This is a genomic window from Caulobacter henricii (genome assembly GCF_001414055.1).
Taxonomy (GTDB): Bacteria; Pseudomonadota; Alphaproteobacteria; order Caulobacterales; family Caulobacteraceae; genus Caulobacter; species Caulobacter henricii.
In genome coordinates, this window is sequence record NZ_CP013002.1 from 3,558,090 (window position 1) to 3,577,806 (window position 19,717).

General features: G+C 66.1%; 17 protein-coding genes. 11 read left to right on the forward strand and 6 right to left on the reverse strand.

Annotated features, from left to right (window positions below; all coding sequences use genetic code 11):
- Positions 1–69: 69 nt before the first annotated feature.
- Positions 70–1,053 carry a UDP-glucose 4-epimerase GalE gene (galE, locus tag AQ619_RS16690; protein ID WP_062150289.1) on the reverse strand — a complete coding sequence of 328 codons (984 nt, stop codon included), beginning with the start codon at positions 1,051–1,053 and terminating at the stop codon, positions 70–72.
- A 201-nt stretch (positions 1,054–1,254) separates the two neighbouring features.
- Here galE and AQ619_RS16695 point away from each other — a divergent pair, with 201 nt between their 5' ends.
- Both AQ619_RS16695 and AQ619_RS16700 read left to right on the forward strand, forming a co-directional pair.
- Positions 1,255–2,562, forward strand: coding sequence for a UDP-glucose dehydrogenase family protein (locus AQ619_RS16695; RefSeq protein WP_062150292.1), 1,308 nt, complete (start codon positions 1,255–1,257; stop codon positions 2,560–2,562).
- 1 nt (position 2,563) lies between these two features.
- Complete coding sequence (locus AQ619_RS16700; protein WP_062150295.1) at positions 2,564–3,538, forward strand: NAD-dependent epimerase/dehydratase family protein; 975 nt, start codon at positions 2,564–2,566, stop codon at positions 3,536–3,538.
- Here AQ619_RS16700 and AQ619_RS16705 read toward each other — a convergent pair.
- The 4 genes from AQ619_RS16705 to AQ619_RS16720 all read right to left on the reverse strand — a co-directional run bounded on the left by AQ619_RS16705 (position 3,523) and on the right by AQ619_RS16720 (position 7,399).
- A complete protein-coding gene (locus AQ619_RS16705; protein WP_062151788.1) occupies positions 3,523–4,428 on the reverse strand; it encodes a DMT family transporter in 906 nt (301 codons plus the stop codon). The two genes, AQ619_RS16700 and AQ619_RS16705, sit on opposite strands and share 16 nt — an antisense overlap.
- Before the next feature lie 5 nt (positions 4,429–4,433).
- Entirely contained in the window at positions 4,434–5,321 is an 888-nt protein-coding gene (locus tag AQ619_RS16710; protein WP_062150301.1) for an SDR family NAD(P)-dependent oxidoreductase, read from the reverse strand.
- An 80-nt stretch (positions 5,322–5,401) separates the two neighbouring features.
- Entirely contained in the window at positions 5,402–6,277 is an 876-nt protein-coding gene (locus tag AQ619_RS16715) for a WecB/TagA/CpsF family glycosyltransferase (RefSeq protein WP_062150305.1), read from the reverse strand.
- 144 nt (positions 6,278–6,421) lie between these two features.
- Positions 6,422–7,399, reverse strand: coding sequence for an NADPH:quinone oxidoreductase family protein (locus AQ619_RS16720; RefSeq protein WP_062150307.1), 978 nt, complete (start codon positions 7,397–7,399; stop codon positions 6,422–6,424).
- Positions 7,400–7,468: 69 nt separating this feature from the next.
- On the opposite strand from AQ619_RS16720, the gene AQ619_RS16725 reads away from it, so the two are divergent.
- The 6 genes from AQ619_RS16725 (at position 7,469) to AQ619_RS16750 (ending at position 15,371) form a co-directional block, all read left to right on the forward strand.
- On the forward strand, positions 7,469–8,344 hold the full coding sequence (locus tag AQ619_RS16725; protein ID WP_062150308.1) for an isoaspartyl peptidase/L-asparaginase family protein: 876 nt from the start codon (positions 7,469–7,471) through the stop codon (positions 8,342–8,344).
- Between the two features lie 63 nt (positions 8,345–8,407).
- Positions 8,408–10,048 (forward strand): phosphoglucomutase (alpha-D-glucose-1,6-bisphosphate-dependent), encoded by a 1,641-nt coding sequence (gene pgm, locus AQ619_RS16730; protein ID WP_062150311.1) that lies wholly within the window; start codon positions 8,408–8,410, stop codon positions 10,046–10,048.
- Between the two features lie 80 nt (positions 10,049–10,128).
- Positions 10,129–11,748, forward strand: a complete 1,620-nt coding sequence (locus AQ619_RS16735) for an AbgT family transporter (RefSeq protein WP_166504287.1) — start codon at positions 10,129–10,131, stop codon at positions 11,746–11,748.
- Positions 11,749–12,718: 970 nt separating this feature from the next.
- Positions 12,719–13,201, forward strand: a complete 483-nt coding sequence (locus AQ619_RS16740) for a hypothetical protein (protein ID WP_062150313.1) — start codon at positions 12,719–12,721, stop codon at positions 13,199–13,201.
- Between the two features lie 51 nt (positions 13,202–13,252).
- The gene (locus AQ619_RS16745; RefSeq protein WP_062150314.1) at positions 13,253–14,908 is read left to right on the forward strand and encodes a lysine--tRNA ligase; all 1,656 of its coding nucleotides are present in this window, start codon (positions 13,253–13,255) and stop codon (positions 14,906–14,908) included.
- Positions 14,909–15,161: 253 nt separating this feature from the next.
- A complete protein-coding gene (locus AQ619_RS16750; protein WP_062150317.1) occupies positions 15,162–15,371 on the forward strand; it encodes a hypothetical protein in 210 nt (69 codons plus the stop codon).
- A gap of 18 nt (positions 15,372–15,389) precedes the next feature.
- Here AQ619_RS16750 and AQ619_RS16755 read toward each other — a convergent pair whose 3' ends face one another.
- Positions 15,390–16,031: a S24 family peptidase gene (locus AQ619_RS16755; RefSeq protein ID WP_062150320.1), complete on the reverse strand. Its 642-nt coding sequence runs from the start codon at positions 16,029–16,031 to the stop codon at positions 15,390–15,392.
- A gap of 190 nt (positions 16,032–16,221) precedes the next feature.
- Between AQ619_RS16755 and AQ619_RS16760 the strand changes: the two genes are divergently transcribed.
- Genes AQ619_RS16760 through AQ619_RS16770 form a run of 3 tightly spaced genes read left to right on the forward strand, consistent with a single transcriptional unit; the run spans position 16,222 to position 19,716 of the window.
- Positions 16,222–16,701: a MerR family transcriptional regulator gene (locus tag AQ619_RS16760; protein WP_062151793.1), complete on the forward strand. Its 480-nt coding sequence runs from the start codon at positions 16,222–16,224 to the stop codon at positions 16,699–16,701.
- Between the two features lie 55 nt (positions 16,702–16,756).
- Positions 16,757–18,550, forward strand: coding sequence for an acyl-CoA dehydrogenase C-terminal domain-containing protein (locus tag AQ619_RS16765; protein WP_062150327.1), 1,794 nt, complete (start codon positions 16,757–16,759; stop codon positions 18,548–18,550).
- Between the two features lie 2 nt (positions 18,551–18,552).
- Entirely contained in the window at positions 18,553–19,716 is a 1,164-nt protein-coding gene (locus AQ619_RS16770; protein WP_062150329.1) for an acyl-CoA dehydrogenase family protein, read from the forward strand.
- The last annotated feature ends 1 nt before the right edge of the window (position 19,717 follow it).

Genomic DNA, 19,717 nt, shown 5'->3' on the forward strand with positions numbered 1-19,717 from the left:
AACGCGGGGTCGTGCGTGAAACCTCCGCCATCCAGACGAATTGGGGGCCGGATCAGCCCCGATCGCCGGTCACCGGCCCGCTGCGGCCTGGGCCTGATGCCAGCGCCAGGCGCTGCCGAGGATCACATCGAGGTCGCGTGACGGCGACCAGCCCAGATCGGCACGGGCCTTGGCATTGTCGCCAACCAGGATCGGGGCATCTCCCGGACGTCGACCGGCCATCTGCACCGGGAGGGGCCGGCCGGTGGCGCGCTCAACCCCGGAAATCAGCTCCTTGACCGTCGTGCCATGACCCGTACCCAGATTGTAGCTGGTGCTCGACGCTCCGGAGAGAAGCCGGTTCAGGGCCGCGACATGGGCATCGGCCAGGTCCAGAACGTGGACATAGTCGCGCACCGCCGTGCCGTCGCGGGTATCGTAGTCGTCGCCGAAAATCGTGAAATGCGGGCGCTGGCCGAGGGCTACCTGGATGGCCAGGGGAATGGCGTGTGTCTCGGGCTCGTGCCATTCGCCGATTCGGCCCTCGGGATCGGCACCGGCAGCGTTGAAGTAACGCAGTACCGTGCTGCGGAACCCGACATAGCGCCCATAGTCGGCCAGGGCCTGCTCGACCATCAGCTTGCTGCGGCCATAAGGATTGAGCGGGGCCTGGGGATGGGTCTCGTCCATCGGCAAGGTCACCGGATCGCCGAAAGTGGCGCAGGTGGACGAAAAAACCAGGGCCTCGACGCCGGCCCGGCGCGCGGCCTCGACCAGGGTGATCGTGCCGGAAACATTGTTGTCAAAGAACGCCCCCGGATCCTTGACCGATTCACCGACCTCGATACGGGCCGCGAAGTGCAGCACGGCCACCGGCTTGTAGGCGTTGAACACGGCATCGAGCCGGGCCGCGTCGCGAATGTCACCGATCTCCAGCGGCCCCCATTGCACGTGCTCCCGGTGGCCATTGGACAGGTCATCCAGGACGACAGGCGTGAACCCGGCCTCAGCAAGGGCCAGACAGGTGTGAGAGCCCACATAGCCGGCACCGCCGGCGACCAGAACGGTCCGCATCTTTTTTCCTTCGCACGTCAGGCTTCTGGCTATCGACTTTGGACCAAGGTTGAAAGTCTGCGGTGGCGCATCACGAAGATCGTCATGATGATGTCATCAGCTTGAGTGTCTTAGCCGCGCGGCTTGCCTCGGCACCGCGATTGCTGGATTAGGCAGAGACGTCGCCCGCCGGGCGGCGATCGATCGGATCAGGATGTTTCGATGCGCGTAGCGATGATTGGCACGGGTTATGTCGGCCTGGTGTCCGGGGCGTGTTTCGCCGACTTCGGGCACGTGGTGACGTGCATCGACAAGGATCCCAGCAAGATCGAGCGCCTGGAACGGGGCGAGATCCCGATCTTCGAACCGGGCCTGGACGATCTTGTCGCGCGCAATGTTCGCGAAGGTCGGCTGTTCTTCACCCTCGAAGGGGCGGAGGCGATCAAGGCCGCTGACGCGGTGTTCATCGCCGTCGGCACCCCGACCCGTCGCGGCGATGGCCACGCGGACCTGTCCTATGTCTATGCCGCAGCCGAGGAGATCGCCGGCCTGATCGAGGACTTTACGGTGATTGTCACCAAGTCGACCGTGCCGGTCGGCACCGGCGACGAGGTTGAGGCGATCATCAGGCGCGTTCGCCCCGACGCCCAGTTTGCCGTGGTCTCCAACCCGGAATTCCTGCGCGAAGGCGCGGCGATCGAGGACTTCAAGCGCCCCGATCGCGTGGTGGTCGGCACTGAGGACGAGCGGGCCCAGGCGGTGATGCGCGACCTCTACCGGCCGCTGTCGCTGAACGAGACCCCGATCGTCTTCACCGGTCGCCGGACCAGCGAGCTGATCAAATATGCGGCCAACGCCTTCCTGGCCATGAAGATCACCTTCATCAACGAGATGGCCGACCTGTGCGAAAAGGTTGGGGCCGACGTTCAACAGGTGGCCAAGGGCATCGGCCTGGACAAGCGGATCGGCGGCAAGTTCCTCAATGCCGGACCCGGCTATGGCGGATCCTGCTTCCCGAAGGACACCATCGCCCTGGTCAAGACCGCCCAGGATTTCGGGGCTCCGACCCGGCTGATCGAGACGACCGTCGAGGTCAATGACGCCCGCAAGAAGGCCATGGCCGGCAAGATTGCCGCGGCTATCGGCGCGACCGATCTCACAGGCAAGACGATCGGCGTGCTCGGCGTGACCTTCAAGCCCAATACCGACGACATGCGCGACGCCCCCAGCCTCGACATCCTGCCGGCCCTGCAGGCCATGGGGGCCCGCGTCCAGGCCTATGACCCAGAAGGAGCCCGGGAGGCCGCCCACATGCTGCCCGGCGTGGACTTCAAGGCCGGTGCCTATGAGGCCGCCGAAGGCATCGATGCCCTGGTGATCCTGACCGAGTGGGACCAGTTCCGCGCCCTGGACCTGGATCGCCTGAAGCTGTTGATGAAGGTCCCGGTCGTGGTCGACCTGCGCAATGTCTACAAGGCCAGCGAGATGGTCCGCCACGGCTTTACCTACGCCTCGATCGGACGCGGCTGACATGTCGATCCCGATCATCGTCACCGGCGCGGCCGGCTTCATCGGCATGCATGTCGCCGAACGCCTGCTGGATCGCGGCGAGACGGTGATCGGGATCGACAATTTCAACAGCTATTATGATCCGGCCCTGAAGGCCGCCCGGGCCGCGCGGCTGGAAGGCCGCCATGGCTTCACCATGGTCCGGCTGGACATCGCCGAGCACGAGGTCCTGCTGGATCTGGTCAAGTCATCCGGTGCCCGCCGGGTCGTGCATCTGGCTGCCCAGGCCGGCGTCCGCTACTCGATCGACAATCCCTTTGCCTATGAGCGGAGCAATCTGGCGGGTCATCTGGCCGTGCTCGAAGCCTGCCGACATGCCGGGGTCGAGCACCTGGTCTATGCCTCGTCCAGCAGCGTCTATGGCGACCGCCCCCTGAACGGCTCAGGCTTCCGGGAGACCGATCCGGCCGAGACGCCGGTGTCACTCTACGCGGCCACCAAACGGTCCTGCGAGCTGATCAGCCAGAGCTATGCCAGGCTCTACGGCTTTCCCCAGTCGGGCCTGCGCTTCTTCACCGTCTATGGCCCCTGGGGCCGCCCGGACATGGCCTATTTCGGCTTTACCCAGAAGATCCTCGCCGGCGAACCCATCGAGGTCTTCGGCGAAGGCAAGATGGCCCGCGACTTCACCTATATCGACGATATCGTCGACGGCATTGTCGGGGTGCTCGACCACCCGCCGGCCCAAGGCGGGCATGAGGTCTACAACATCGGCGACAATGACCCGGTCGGCCTGATGGAGATGATCTCCACGCTCGAAGCGGCACTCGGCGTAGAGGCCGTCAAGATCATGCGGCCCATGCAGCCGGGCGATGTCACCGCCACCTATGCCAATATCGACAAGCTCCAGGCCCTCACCGGCTACAAACCGAAGGTGAAGCTGGCCGAGGGGCTGGCGAGGTTCGTGGCGTGGCGGCGGGCCTATTCCGGTGCCTGAGCGACGGGGGCCAGGGCGCGCTTTGAAACCTGGTGTTCCCGCCAGGAAATGAACAGGGTTGAGCCGACCACGATGGCCGCGCCGATCAGGGTCGCTGTCCTGGGAACCTCGTGGAACAGCAGAAAGCCGACCAGAACCGCAAAGACCAGCCGGGTATAGTCGATCGGGGCCATCACGGCGGCCTCCCCGGCCTGCATGCCCTTGATATAGGCCCCCTGGGTCAGGGTGCCGATGACGCCCATGGCCGCCAGCAGGCCAAGGTCGGGCCAGCTGGGCCAGCGCCAGACGAACAGGGCCGGTGGGATCGAGAAGACCAGGCCCAGCACGGCGGCATAGACCAGCAGGGTGAACGGCGAATGGTCGCGGGTCATCACCTTCATGCCGGTAATGGTCAGGGCAAACAGCAGAGCCGCCGCCAGAGCCGCCGCCTGGGGCCAGCCCAACCAGCCGGCGGATCCACCCGCGCCGGGCTGCAGCATGATCAGCACGCCGAGAAAGCCGATCACGGCGGCCGAGATCCGCAAGGGTCCGATCGGTTCGCGCAGGATCAGGCCGGCGAAGGGCACCAGCCACAGGGTCCGGGTAAAGGACAGGGCATTGGCGTCGGCCAGGGGCAGTTCCTGATAGGCATAGAAGCTCAGGATCAGGGCCAGGACTCCGGCGCTCGACCGGAAGATCAGAATGCCGGGCCGCGTGGTGTAGAAGGTCCCCCGCCAGTCGCGAGCCATCAACGGCAGCAGGATGATCACCCCGGCCAGCTGGCGATAGAAGGTCTGCAGGGCGGCGGGATAGCCGGGGCCCAGATACTTGATCAGGGTGGTCATCGCCGTGAAGCCGACGGCCGAGGCCAGCATCCACAGCGCGCCGCGCAGGTTCGGTGTCAGGGTGATTGCCGTTACCCCGTCGCGCCGGCCGTCATGGCCACCCGCATCTGCTCGGCCTGTTCCGGCGTGATGCCCATGGCCGACAGGATCGGCGAGGGCGCGGACTTGTCCCAGCTGCTGCGGCCACCGATCGTGATGCCGCCATCGACGACGATATGGGTGCCCGTCACGAACTCGGAGTCGTCGCAGGCCAGATAGAGGGCGGCGCGGGCGATGTCTTCCGGCAGGCCGGCCTTGGGGATCGGCTGGATCTTCGGACCGACCTCGGCGACGCGGGCCGCCATCTGGTCGGCAACCTCGCGCGGCAGCCCCATCGAGGCCCCGAAGATCGAGGTGGCGATCAGGCCCGGGCAGATCGCATTGACCCGGATCCGGTCCGGCGACAGTTCGGCGGCCGCGCAGCGGCTCAGATGGATCACGGCGCACTTGGCGGTCGAATAGGCCAGGGGCCCGAACCCGGCCTGCAGGCCGGCGATCGAGGCGGTGTTGATGATCGAGCCGCCCCCGCGCTCGAGCATCAGGGGCACGGCATGCTTCATGCCCAGGGCCGGACCGCGGACCAACAGGGCAAAGGTGTGGTCCCAGCCCTCGGCGGTCATGTCCGCCACGCCCAGGGGCGTGCCGCCATGGCCGGCATTGTTGAACAGGATGTCGAGGCCGCCAAAGGCGTCCTTGGCCATGGCCACGGCCCGGGCAATATCGGCCTCGACGGTGACATCACAGCGGGCGAAACGGACCCGGTCGGGGAAACGCTTTTCGAGCATCGCGCCCTTGTCGTCCTGCAGGTCGGCGGCGATGACGCTGGCCCCCTCGGCGACGAACAGTTCGACCGTCCCGAGCCCGATCCCCGAGCATGCCCCGGTGATCACGGCCACCTTGCCGTTCAGACGTCCAGCCATGTGCAGTCCCTCCCTATGACACCCCGACCTCTGCTGGATCGGTGATCAGTGTTCATATTCGCGGAGGACCCGGGGCTTGGCTAGCCTGGAAAGGCGGTCGCGCCATCGATGCGGGTATCGGATCGGGTCAGGAAGGCCTGGCGCAGGTCGCCCAGGGCCGGGCCGATGAGGAACCAGGGCTCGATGCAGTAGCGCGAGAACAGCCGGCGCGGATCGGCGAGCAGACGAAACAGCCATTCGACGCCGAGCCGCCCCATCCAGCGCGGGGCCGCCTTCTGGACCCCGGCCTCATAGTCGAAAGCTCCGCCGACCGTGAAGTGGGCACAGGGGTGGGTGATCGCCTTGTGGTTCTCCAGCACCCAGATCTCCTGGCGCGGCATGCCCATGCCGACCAGCAGGATATGGGGCTTGAACGCGTTGATCGCCTCGACCACCGCCGTGTTCTCCGCCGAGCCGCAGCGGGCATCGAAATAGCCGTGGTGGGTCGCAAGCTCGACGCCGGGATGGTCGGCCAGGATCCTCTCGCGGGCCGCATCGGCTACGCCGGGGGCCCCGCCGACGAAGAAGACCCGCCAGTTTTCCTGTCGGGCCCGGGCCCAGAAGAAATCCCGCCAGTCGAGATAGGTGCAGCGATGGAACTGCCGGCTGTTGCGGCCGATCACCCGGGCCCAGGCCAGCAGCGGCGTCGAATCCACCTCGACCAGGTCGGCAGAGTCGAAGAAGGCCCGGATCCTGGCATTCCTGCGGACCAGATAGAGGCTGTGCAGATTGTGGTTGGCGATGATCGAGGACACGCCCCGGTTCAGGCGCGCCGCCACGAAGTGGAAGACCTCCTCGTGCCGCACAAGATCCATGCGCTCGCCCAGCAGCCGGACCCGTTCATTGGCGCGACGCTTCAGGCGGAACGGACGGGTGGCGACTGGCGGCGACGGAACGGAAGGGGCGATCTCGGGCATCTGCGGCTTTCTCAAGAACCGCGTTCAGCCTTACGAAGACCCGGTAAGCATCCCGATAAATTTCATCCTTAGCGGGGCTTAACCCTGACGGCACAAGGGCTTGGCCGTCAGGGTCAGTACGTCCTAGTCGTTGGTGACGACGACCTAGCCCATGGCCTTGCGGCTGGCCAGATGGGCGATGGCCTCGCCGGCCCGCTCCAGCGGAAAGCGCTCGGAGACATGGGGCTTGATCTTGCCCTCGGCATAGAGGGCCATCAGCTCCCTGACGTTCTGGGCATGGCCGGCCGGATCGCGGGCCACCGCCGCGCCCCAGAAGACCCCGACAATGTCGCAGGACTTCAGCAGGGTGAGGTTCAGCGGCACCTTGGCGATGCCCGACGGGAAGCCGATCACCAGGAAGCGGCCGTTCCAGCCCGCAGCGCGGATGGTGGCCTCCGAATAGTCACCGCCGACCGCGTCATAGGCCACGTCCCAGCCATTGGGACCGCAGGCCTCCTTGATCAGATTGGCCAGGGCCTTCTGGCCGTCCTTGTCGAATGGACCGCGCGGATAGACGACGCCGCTGTCGGCACCGTGGGCGATGGCCAGATCGACCTTTTCCTGGCTGGAGGCCGCCGCGATGACCCGCGCCCCGGCCGCCTTGCCCAGTTCCACCGCCGCCAGGCCGACGCCGCCGGCCGCACCCAGCACCAGCAGGGTCTCGCCGGCCTTCAGGCTGCCGCGATCCTTCAGGGCATAATAGGAGGTGCCATAGGTCAGGATGAAGGCCGCCGCCTCGTCGAAGGGCATGTTGTCGGGGATCTTGGTGCAGCGCCCCTCTTCCAGGGCCAGCTTCTCGGCCATGCCGCCCCAGCCGGTCGAGGCCAGGACCCGGTCGCCAACCTTGAATTTCGTCACGCCCTCGCCGACGGCGGCGATCAGGCCAGAGACCTCACCGCCCGGCGCGAAGGGACGGGTAGGCTTGAACTGGTACTTGTCCTCGATGATCAGGACGTCCGGATAATTGACGCCGCAGGCCTTCACATCGATCAGCACCTGGCCGGGACCGGCCACGGGATCGGGCAGTTCTGACAATTCCAGGGTTTCGGGGCCGCCGACCGCCGTGCTGAGAACCGCCTTCATCTGTCATCTCCCGAGGTTTTTCTTTAAGAGCCGGGACGCTAACGCAGGGCGCGCGGCCAAGGAAGCAGAATGTCAAACAAGCGTTTTAGTCTGGCCCTGCACGGTGGTGCCGGCTCGGCTCCCGGTCACGATTACAGCCAGGAGATCGCCCACATGGCCGGCCTGGTCGAGGCGGCGCGGGACCGACTGGCCGCCGGGGCCAGCGCCCTGGACGTCGCGGTCGAGACCGTCGTCGCCCTGGAGGCCAGCGGCCTCTATATCGCCGGCAAGGGGGCCTCGCCCAATGCGGCCGGGGCCTATGAGCTGGATGCCTGCCTGATGGACGGCACCAGCGGTCGGGCCGGGTCGATCGCCGCCCTGCAGGGTTTCGAGAGCCCGATTCTCGCGGCCCGGGCGGTGATGGAAAAGACCCCGCACGTGATGCTGGCCGGCGAGGGGGCCATGGCCTTCGCGCGAGCCCAGGGCCTGAAGGAAATCGCCGATCCGGACAGCTGGTTCACCCAGGCGGCGGCCTTCGAGACCAATCACCCGCCCGAACTCCCGACCGGGACGGTCGGATGCGTGGTCCGCGACGCCGAGGGCCGGCTGGCGGCCGCTACCTCGACGGCCGGAGTCTTTGGCAAACTTCCTGGTCGAATTGGCGACTCGCCCATCATCGGGGCCGGAGCCTGGGCCGACGACAGGGTCGCCGTCTCCTGCACCGGCCAGGGTGAGTATTTCATCCGCACCGCCGTGGCGGTGCAGATCGCCCATCGCATGCGTTTCGGTGGCGAGAGCCTGGAAAGTGCGGCGGCGGCGGCCATAGCCGGGATCGCGGCCCTGGGCGGCGACGGCGGACTGATAAGCGTCGACCGGGACGGCCATATCGCCATGCCCTTTGCCTCCGACGGGGTCAAACGCGCCGCCCTGATGCCGGATGGCACGATCTTCAGCGCCGCCTTCTGACGGCAGCCGTCCAGGCTTCATACCGAATTGAACGCCCTCCCTTCGATCGATAGGCTTCCCGACATGCATGCACGCGCTGGCCAGCTGGCCCGACCCGAAGACCTGATCGACCTGGCCGCCCTGACCGGGGCCTATCTCGACCTCAAGCCCGACCTGGCCAACCCCGCCCAGCGGGTGGCGTTCGGGACGTCCGGCCACCGGGGTTCCAGCCTCGACGGGGCCTTCAATGAGGCCCACATCCTGGCGATCACCCAGTCGATCGTGGAATATCGCGCCGCCCAGGGCATCACCGGCCCGATCTTCGTCGGCCGCGACACTCACGGCCTGTCCGAGCCGGCCTGGCGCAATGTGATCGAGGTCCTGGTCGCCAATGGCGTCGACGCCCTGATCGACGACCGCGACGGCTTCACCCCGACCCCGGCCGTGTCCCACGCCATTCTCGCCCATAATCGCGGCAGGACCTCGGGCCTGGCCGACGGCATTCTGATCACCCCGTCGCACAATCCGCCCCGCGACGGCGGCATCAAATATAATCCCCCCTCGGGCGGTCCGGCCGACGGCGCGGCCACCTCGGCCATTGCCAGTCGCGCCAACCAGCTGATCGAGGGCGGTCTGGCCGAGGTTCGCCGCATCCCGTTCGAGCGGGCGATTACCCAGGCCAGCCGCTTCGACTTCCTGGGCCGCTATGTCGATGATCTGCCCAGCGCCCTGGATCTCGAGATCATCCGCAGCGCCGGCGTGAAGATCGGGGCAGACCCGCTGGGCGGGGCCAGTGTCGGCTACTGGGGCGAAATCGCCGACCGACACCGCCTGGACCTGACCGTGGTCAATCCGGCCGTCGATCCGCGCTGGGCCTTCATGCCGCTGGATACCGACGGCAAGATCCGCATGGACTGCTCGTCGCCCTGCGCCATGGCCAATCTGGTCAAGGCCATGGCCGATGGCGCGGCCTTTGACGTCGCCACCGGCAATGACGCCGACGCCGACCGCCACGGCATCGTCACCCCCGACGGCGGGCTGATTAACCCCAACCATTTCCTGGCCGCCGCGATTTCTTACCTGTTCAGCCACCGCGAGGGCTGGGGCCCGGAGGTCGCCGTCGGCAAGACCCTGGTCTCGTCCTCGATGATCGACCGCGTCGTGGCCGGACTGGGCCGGACGCTTCTGGAAGTGCCGGTCGGCTTCAAGCATTTCGTGCCGGGCCTGCTGGACGGCAGCGTCGGTTTCGGCGGTGAGGAATCGGCCGGGGCCGCGTTCCTGCGCCGCGACGGCACGGTGTGGACGACCGACAAGGACGGCCTCCTGCTGGCCCTGCTGGCCGCCGAAATCCAGGGCCGAACGGGGCGCAGCGCCAGCCAGCTCTATGACGGCCTGGCCGAGCAATATGGTCGCCCCGCCTATGCCCGTGTCGATGCCCCGGCCGACCGGGCCCAGAAGGCCCGCCTCGCGGCCCTGAGCCCTTCGGACGTCACCGCCACCTCCCTGGCCGGCGAGGCGATCACCGCCACCCTGACCGCCGCCCCCGGCAATGGCGAGGCGATCGGTGGCCTGAAGGTGGTCACCGCCAATGCCTGGTTCGCCGCCCGCCCCTCCGGGACCGAGGATGTGTACAAGATCTATGCGGAATCGTTACTCGGGGATGAGCACCTGAAACAGGTGCAGGCAGAAGCGCGGGAGGTGGTGGCCGGGGCGCTGAACGGCTGATCGCCACTTTACGCTGCGCCCAAGGCCCTTTAGGCATGCCTTTGAGGGATGGGGGTCTCTTAGAGTCAGGCGAAATCCGCATGAGTGCGATGCAGGCTTCCGACCCGACGCCGTCGGCCCGTCAAAAGGGCTTTCTGGGCGTGGTCGAGCGACTGGGCAATCTGCTGCCCGAACCCGTAATGATCTTCGTCTGGCTGATCCTGGGGCTGATGGTCCTGTCGGCCCTCGGCCAGGCCCTGGGCTGGTCGGCCTCGATCACCTATAGCGGCGACGAGGCGCCCCAGTTCGGCGAGCTGGAAAATGGCGTCCTGACCTATGCGGCCAGCAGCCTGTTTTCCGAGGCCAACCTGGCCCGGCTGTTCACCGAAATGCCCAAGACCCTCACGAACTTTGCGCCCCTGGGACTGGTTCTGGTGGTGATCCTGGGCGCGGCCGTGGCCGAGCGCTCCGGCCTGTTCAGCGCCCTGATCCGGGCCAGCCTGCGCGAGGCCCCCAAGGCGATCCTCACCCCGCTGGTGGTGCTGATCGGCATGGTCTCGCACCATGCTTCCGACGCGGCCTATGTCGTGTTCATCCCTCTGGCCGGCCTGCTGTTCGCCGCCGTGGGCCGCCATCCCCTGGCCGGCATCGCCGCCGGTTTCGCCGCCGTCTCCGGCGGTTTCGCCGGCAATCTGACGCCGGGCCAGTTCGACGTGGTGCTGTTCGGCTTCACCCAGGAAGCGGCCCGGATCATCGATCCGACCTGGACCATGAACCCGCTGGGCAACTGGTGGTACATCCTGGCCATCGTCTTCGTCTTCACCCCCATCGCCTGGTTCCTGACCGACCGGGTGATCGAGCCTCGCCTTGGCGTCTGGGGCGGTCAGGCCGATGACAGCCTGAAGGCCGAGCTGGCCAAGTCGGCGGTGACGGCCGAGGAAAAGCGCGGCCTGAAGCTGGCCGGTCTGGCGGCCCTGGCCGTGGTGGCCCTGTTTGCCGCCCTGACCCTGATCCCCGGCTTCACGCCCCTGATCGACGAGACCAAGACCGGTCCCGCCCAGCTGACCCCGTTCTACAGTGCCCTGATCGCCGGCTTCATGCTGCTGTTCCTGTCCTGTGGCGTGGCCTTCGGGGTCGGGGTCGGCACCGTGCGCTCGGACAAGGACGTGGTCATCATGATGGCCGACGGGGTGCGTTCGGTGGCCCCCTATATCGTCTTTGCCTTCTTCGCCGCCCACTTCGTGGCCATGTTCAACTGGTCGCGCCTGGGCCCCATCGCCGCCATCCACGGGGCCGAGGCCCTGAAGGCCATGAACCTGCCGGCCCCGATGCTGCTGGTCAGTGTTCTGGGCTTCTCGTCGGTGCTGGACCTGTTCATCGGCTCGGCCTCGGCCAAGTGGAGCGCCCTGGCCCCCGTGGTGGTGCCGATGTTCATGCTGCTGGGCATCTCGCCGGAAATGACCACCGCCGCCTATCGGATGGGTGACAGCTTCACCAATCTGATGACCCCGCTGATGAGCTATTTCCCGCTGGTCCTGGCCATGACGAGGCGCTGGGACAACAGCATGGGCGTCGGCTCCTTGCTGGCCCTGATGCTGCCCTATGCCCTGGCCTTTATGGTCGCCGGGGTCGCCATGACCCTGGCCTGGGTGGCCTTCGACTGGCCGCTGGGTCCGGGCGCGCAGGTGCATTACACGCCGCCGGGCGGGCTGTTGAAGTAGGGGGAGCGGGCGCAGCCGCAGACACGGCTGCGCCGCCTCACGCGATCACTCGCTGAAGGTGTGGGAAGGGTCGCGAAGCGTCCGGGCCTCGCCCGGATGATGGGATGGTTGAATACCGTTTCGACGAAGACGAACGCTCCGCGTGACCGTTATTCCTCTGGCCGGGGCGCGCAGGTCTGGTTCAACCTTTTGCCCCACCCGGGTTTGTCCTCCTCGCGACGGACTTGAGCCTTGGGCTGCAGCCACGCCGATTCCGGAGGGACCCGGAGCGAACCTTCGGACGGGCGGAGGCCCTGGCCAGCCTCCGATGGGCAGGTTTACGTCCCCTGCCCTCACTCCCGCTCGATCACCCCTCAAGGCCCATCAGGTCGCCGGCCGCCGTCCCTTCCCTTGCATTGAGGTGAGATTGATTATGCAGGCGGTTTCAGCGCGTCTGATTGGCGCGGTCGATTTATCTTCAGGGCCTTGATTTTGTTGAGGTCTGTCTGGAAAAGTGCGGGGATAGGCGCCTCCCTATTCCCGTACTTGCCCCCTACGGATCGCTTCGCGATCGTCTTCCCCCGGAGGGGGAAGATGAAGTTCATCCTCTCCCCGCCAGGGGGGAGGACGACCGCGAAGCGGTCAGGTGGGGGCTAGGGCGTCAACCGCCCTCGCACCGAGAGGCCCTGCCCTGTCCGGAAAGGCTTCGCAAACCCCTCATCCTCCCATCCCGGCTTTCGCCTGGACGGGCCCCACCTTCTCCCTCTGGGAGAAGGGTTCAGATTCGTCGCCCAGGCACCGCCCTAAAACCTTGGAGGCGAGCTTGCTCTGAGGTCAGGCCGTGTCAATGACCGGCCAGAGGCCGGCCGCGCGCGGCGGCGCGGCGCGGCGCGCCGTCATTGACACGGCCTGACCTCAGAGCTCCAATTCCACCAAGGGTTTCAGGGCGCGCCAGCCTCCGCTGCGGCGGAGGGCGGTCACGAAGGAATGGATGCCAAAAGTGCTCGCGAACAATCTCGACAATCGCGTGGAGCGAATGATTGAGCGCGCACGGACGCTCTTTATCGACATTGCCCAAACCCATGGCCTTCAACTCGAGTGGGACAACAGCGCGCCAGTTGAACTCGCGGCCTCTCTACCAAAACAGCCGGGCCTCGACTGGTCGCTGTGGCTGAACCTGCAGAACAACGACGAGATCGGCGTTCAACACGACCTCTTCTACGTTGAGTGGTTTCCAGCCGACGATCCCGTTGCCGAGGCGGAGTTTTTAGCGATCGTCCACGGTCTGATCTCCGGTGACGTGCGACTGAGATGCCGCTTTGGACGCTGGAGACGGCAGCCTTACGCCGTTGATTTTCAGCGGGAAGTAAATGGTGTTTGGCGCACCTTCTATGCGTATGGAAATGGCTTCCACATCGGGAGGGCGGCTTCGATCAAGATTTTGCGCAACGGCCATCCAGACACATCCGGATAGACGAGCACCCAAAACCTAGCCACCACCGCCACTTCGCCCTATACCGCCCGCATGTTTGAAGGCCTCTCCCCCCTCGCCCGCGACGCACGCGCCTGGCCGTTCGAGCAGGCGCGCGCCCTGCTGGCCCGCACCCTGCGTCTGCGCCTGTCCGACGCCGAGCGCGATCTCGCCTCGACCCTGATCCACGCCGGCAAGACCGACGAAGCGGTCGCCACCCTGGAGGCCCTGCGCAAACCGGTAGTGCTGGAGACCGGCTATGGTCCGTCGGGCCTGCCGCACATGGGCACCTTCGGCGAGGTGGCGCGCACGACCATGGTCCGCGCCGCGTTCCGCGCCCTGACCGACGACAAGATTCCCACGCGCCTGATCTCGTTCAGCGACGACATGGACGGCCTGCGCAAGATCCCGCCGAACGTGCCGAACGGCGAGGTCATGATCCCCGATCTCGACAAGCCGCTGACCGTGGTCCGCGACCCCTATGGCGAGCACGAGAGCTTCGGCCACCACAACAATGCCCGCCTGCGGACCTTCCTCGACGGTTTCGGCTTCGACTACGAGTTCGTGTCCTCGACCGACTGCTATCGCGGCGGCCGCTTTGACGAGACCCTGCTTCTGGCCCTGGAGCGGTTCGACGCCATCCAGAAGATCATGCTGCCATCGCTCGGTGAGGAGCGCCGGGCCACCTATTCGCCGTTCCTGCCGATCAGCCCCAAGACCGGCAAGGTGCTGCAGGTCCCGACCCTGGAGCGCAATGTCGCCAAGGGCACGATCGTGTTCCGCGACGAGGACGGCGAGCTGACCGAGGTTCCGGTGACCGGCGGCGGCGTCAAGATGCAGTGGCGTCCCGACTGGGCGATGCGCTGGACGGCCCTGGGCGTCGACTACGAGATGAGCGGCAAGGACCTGATCGACAGCGTCCGTCTCTCGAACCAGGTGTGCAAGGTGCTGGGTGGCTCGCCGCCGGAAGGGTTCCACTACGAACTCTTCATGGACGAGAACAATCTGAAGATCTCCAAGACCAAGGGCAACGGCCTGACCATGGACGAGTGGCTGCGCTACGGCGCGCCCGAGAGCCTGGCCTACTACATGTTCCAGAGCCCCAAGTCGGCCAAGAAGCTCTATTTCGACGTCATCCCCAAGGCGACCGACGAGTATCTTCAGCAGCTGGACGCCTTCCAGAAGCAGGAACCGGCCAAGCAGATCGACAACCCGGCCTGGCACGTTCACTCCGGCAAGCCGCCCGAGCAGGGCTCGCCGGTGTCGTTCAGCCTGATGCTGAATCTGGTCTCGGCCGCCGACGCCTCGACCAAGGACATCCTCTGGGGCTTCCTGGGCCGCTATGTCGACGGCGCCACGCCGGAAAGCCAGCCGCTGCTGGACCGCCTGGCCGGCTATGCGATCAACTACTACGAGGACTTCGTGAAGCCCTCGAAGACCTTCCGCGCCCCGACGGATGTGGAGCGCGCGGCGATCGTCGACCTTCGCGCCCGCCTGGCGGCCCTGCCCGAAGGCTGCCAGGACGCCGAGCTGATCCAGAACGAGGTGTTCGCGGTCGGCAAGGACCACGCCTTCGACCCCCTGCGCGCCTGGTTCCAGGCCCTGTACGAAGTGCTGCTGGGCCAGAGCCAGGGCCCGCGCTTCGGCTCCTTCGCGGCGATCTTCGGCCTGGACCGGACGATCGCCCTGATCGACGAGAAGCTGGGTTAGTCTGAACCAGATCCTCCCCCTCCGGGGGAGGTGGCCCAGCGGGCCGGAGAGGGCAGCGCGGCCTATGCCCAGATAGCCCCCTCAGTCGCTCCGCGACAGCTCCCCCAGCAGGGGAGCAGCTTCTCCCGCCTCCGGTGAGTCTCCGTGTCTGCGACACCGTGTCCCTTAAGGTGAACGGTCCCTGAATTGCCGGTTAAGGGAATGTCCGCAATTGCGGGCGTAAGGTTCCCCGATCAGAACCAAGGTTAGTCTAATGGCTTCTTTCACCCTTCGCCCGTCGGACCGTTCGCAATTCGACACTCTGCTCGGCGATCTGACCAGCAAGTTTCCGGCCGCCCATGTGGAAGCCGCCCATAACGACACCTGGAACTCTTACCGGGTCGACGTTTCCTGTGATGCGCCGTGGGAAGGCGACCTGATCGCCTTTATCGAGGGCGAGCACGCCGGCTGCCCGCGCACCTGATTACGGGCTAGTCGCCCCCTACTGGCTGGCCCAGAGGATCCGCGCGATCCAGGCGACCTCGCCGCGCTCCAGCACCCGATCGCCATAGTCACGGTTCAGCGAGGTCAACTCGATGGTCCGGGCGGTGACCCGCGCCAGTTCCTTGGCCATCACCTCGCCGGCATGGGTCTTGACCACCACCCGGTCGCCGCGGCGCGGCTCGATCGAGGGCGAGACCAGGATACGGTCGCCGTCGCGAAACACCGGCAGCATGGAATCCCCGGCAATCTCCAGGGCATAGACCCCGTCCTCCTGCAGGCCGGGAAAGGCGATCTCGTCCCAGCCCTCGCCGACCGGAAAGCCGGCATCGTCGAAGAAGCCGTCCGATCCGGCCTGGGCAAAGCCCAGCAGCGGCAAGCCCCGCTGCACGGGGCGCTTGCGGCTTTCGGTCAGGGCGGCGAACTCTGAAAATCCGACCCCGGTGGCTTCCAGAACCTTGGCCAGGCTCTCGGTCGAGGGCCAGCGCGGTCGCGCCTCGGCATCGGCCGATACCCGCTTGGAGCGGTTGAAGCTGGTCGGATCCAGCCCCGACATCCGGGCCATGGCCGAAGGGCTCATGTCGAACCGCTTGGCGAGGGCGTCGATCGCCGTCCAGATTTCGGTGTGCGAGAGCGCCGTCATGTCGCGGAATCCGGGCCGGGAGGGTGGCAGGAAAATATGCCTCGCCCCTAGGAAAGTAAACCTATCACGCCCCACCAAGGTTGACGTTTACGTAAACGTTGACGTCAACGGAAACCCGGAATAGGGTAATCAGCGATAACAAAGCGGCCCCGCCGCGTAGCCGGGCCTTTCCTCTTGGGAGGTTTCTATGTTGGCCGACCTGCGTCGCCCTGAGCGGACGTTCACGATCCGCAATCTCTGCAACGAATTCAAAGCCACGCCGCGCGCCCTGCGCTTCTATGAGGACAAGGGCCTGCTCAATCCGGCCCGCGAAGGCCTCAACCGCGTCTATTCCCACAAGGACCGCGTCCGTCTGCAGCTGATCCTGCGCGGCAAGCGGGTGGGCCTGTCGCTGTCGGAAATCCGCGAACTGCTCGACCTCTATGACGAGAACGATGACGGCGCCGCCCAGATGGCCAGGTCGCTGAAGAAGTTCCGCGAGCGCGCCAGTGCGCTGGAACAGCAGCGCGAGGATATTGACGGGGCCCTGATCGAACTGCACCAGGCCTGCGCCCGCCTCGAGCAGCGCCTGGCCGAGATCCGCCCCGACCTGCTGCCCCGCGCCGCCGACTATGACCAGGTGCTGCGCGCCCGGCTGGACGGTCACGCGGATGCCGCGCTCGGCAAGTAATAGGGCAGGCCAGCCGGCCTAACGCCCTCGACCCTTCCCACTTCCAGGACCTTCCATGACCTACCAGGCCCCCGTTCGCGATCACGTCTTCATCCTGCGCGACATGCTGAACATCGATCAGCATGGCCAGCTGCCGGCCTTCGCCGACGCCTCGTTCGATACGGTCGAGCAGATCCTGGAGGCCGCCGCCCAGTTCACCGGCGAGGTCCTGGCCCCGCTGAACACGATCGGCGACAAGACCGGCTGCGTCCTGGATCCGGCGACCAACACGGTGACCACCCCGCCGGGCTTCAAGGAGGCCTACAAGCAGCTGTGCGAAGGCGGCTGGACCGGCCTGGGTTCGGACCCGGCCTATGGCGGCCAGGGCCTGCCCCATGTCGTCAACCTGGCCTTCAGCGAGATGTCCAGCTCGGCCAACATGGCCTTCTCGATGTATCCGGGCCTGGCCCACGGGGCCTATTCGGCCATCCATGAGGGCGGCACCGACGCCCAGAAGGAACTCTACCTGCCCAAGATGGTGACCGGCGAATGGACCGGCACCATGAACCTGACCGAACCGCATTGCGGCACGGATCTGGGCCTGCTGCGTACCAAGGCCGTTCCCCAGGCCGACGGCAGCTACAGGATCACCGGCCAGAAGATCTGGATCTCGGCCGGCGAACACGACATGGCCGACAACATCATCCACCTGGTCCTGGCCCGCATCGAAGGCGCGCCGGCCGGGGTGAAGGGCATTTCGCTGTTCATCGTGCCCAAGTACCTGCCGAAAGAAGACGGCAGCGTCGGCGAGCGCAACGAGGGTGCCAAGTGCGTGGGCCTCGAAGAGAAGATGGGCATCCACGGCAATGCTACCTGCGTCATGCAGTATGACGACGCCCAGGGCTTCCTGATCGGCGAGGAAAATGCCGGCCTTCGGATCATGTTCGTGATGATGAACGAGGCCCGCCTGGGCGTCGGCATGCAGGGCGTGGCCCAGGGCGAGGCCGCCTATCAGGCCGCCGTCGCCTTCGCCCGCGACCGCCTGCAGGGCCGCTCCCTGACCGGCCCCAAGAACGCCGAAGGCCCGGCCGATCCGATCATCGTCCACCCCGACGTGCGTCGCATGCTGCTGGAGAGCAAGGCCCTGATCGAAGGTGGTCGCGCCTTCCTGTTCTGGACCGCCCTGCACGGCGACCTGGCCCACGGCCACCCCGACGAGAAGGTCCGCGAAAAGGCCGCCGACTATATGGGTCTGATGACCCCGGTGCTGAAAGGCTACCTGACCGACAAGGGCTTCAAGATCTGCTCGGACGCGGTTCAGGTCCACGGCGGCAGCGGCTTCACCGAACACTTCCCGGTCAGCCAGTTCATGCGCGATTGCCGCATCGCCCTGATCTATGAGGGCACCAACGGCGTCCAGGCGCTCGACCTGGTGGGCCGCAAGCTGGCCTCCAAGGGCGGCCGTGCGGTCATGACCTTCTTCCAGGAAATCGACCAGTTCATCGGCGAGAACGATACCGACGAAGGCCTCAAGCCCTTCCTCACCGCCCTGGCCGAGGTCAAGGCCCAGATGCAGGAAGGCACGATGTGGCTGATGCAGAACGGCCTGCAAAACCCGGACAATGCCGGTGCCGCCTCGACCGACTACATGCACCTCTTCGGCCTGACGGGCCTGGCCTATATGTGGGCCCTGCAGGTCAAGGCCGCCCAGGCCAAGATCGCGGCCGGCTCGTCCGATCCGTTCTATTCGACCAAGGTCGTCACGGCGCAATATTTCATCGAACGCATCTTGCCTGACGCAGGGGCGCATCTGACCAAGCTCAAGACCGGCTCGGCGACCCTGATGGCGCTGCCCGCGGAGGCTTTCTGATCATGAGCGTGCTCGACGTCGCAAAACCCGCCTTCATGGCCGAGGAAGACATCGTCATCTTTGAGGATGCGGTGGGCAAGTTCTTCGACGAGCACGCGCCCGAGGCCGTCGTGGCGACCTGGCGCAAGAACCACTGCGTCGATCGTTCGATGTGGACCAAGGCCGGAGAGGCCGGCTTGCTGGGCCTCTCCACCCCGGAAGAATACGGCGGGGCCGGTGGCGACTATCGCCATGAGGTCGTGCTGATGGAGCAGCTGGGGCTGAAGGGCGTCGATGGCTTCGGCATCAGCCTGCACAATGCGATCATCATGCCCTATTTCGTCCACTACGGGACGGAAGAGCAGAAGCGTCGCTGGCTGCCGCGCCTGGCCACCGGCGAACTGGTCGGCGCCATCGCCATGACCGAGCCCGGCGCGGGCTCGGATCTGCAGGGCATCAAGACCACGGCCAAGAAGGTCGGCAACCAGTATGTGATCAATGGGTCCAAGACCTTCATCACCAATGGCCAGACCGCCAATCTGATCATCGTGGTCTGCAAGACCGACGCGAGCGCCGGGGCGCGCGGCACCTCCCTGATCGTCGTCGAGACCGACGGGGCGGAGGGCTTCGAGCGGGGTCGCAACCTCGACAAGCTGGGCCAGGAAGCCCAGGACACCTCCGAGCTGTTCTTCAACGACGTCAAGGTTCCGACCGAGAACCTGTTGGGCGTCGACGAGGGCCAGGGCTTCTTCCAACTGATGGGCCAGCTGCCGCAGGAGCGCCTGAACATCGGCGTTCAGGGCATGGCCACCATCGAGCGGGCCCTGGAGCTGACCATCGCCTATGTCAAGGAACGCCGGGCCTTCGGCAAGGCGATCCTCGACTTCCAGAACACCCAGTTTGTGCTGGCCGAATGCAAGACCGAGGCGACCGTGGCCCGGGTCTTCATCAATCACTGCATTGAGCTGCACCTGGCCGGCAAGCTCGACGCCGCCACGGCCTCGATGGCCAAGTACTGGGTCAGCGACCTGGAGAACAAGATCGTCGACCGCTGCCTGCAGCTGTTCGGCGGCTATGGCTTCATGAATGAATATCCGATCGCCCGCATGTACCGCGACAGCCGCGTCCAGCGGATCTATGGCGGCACCAATGAGGTGATGAAGATCCTGATCGCGAGGACGCTGTGAT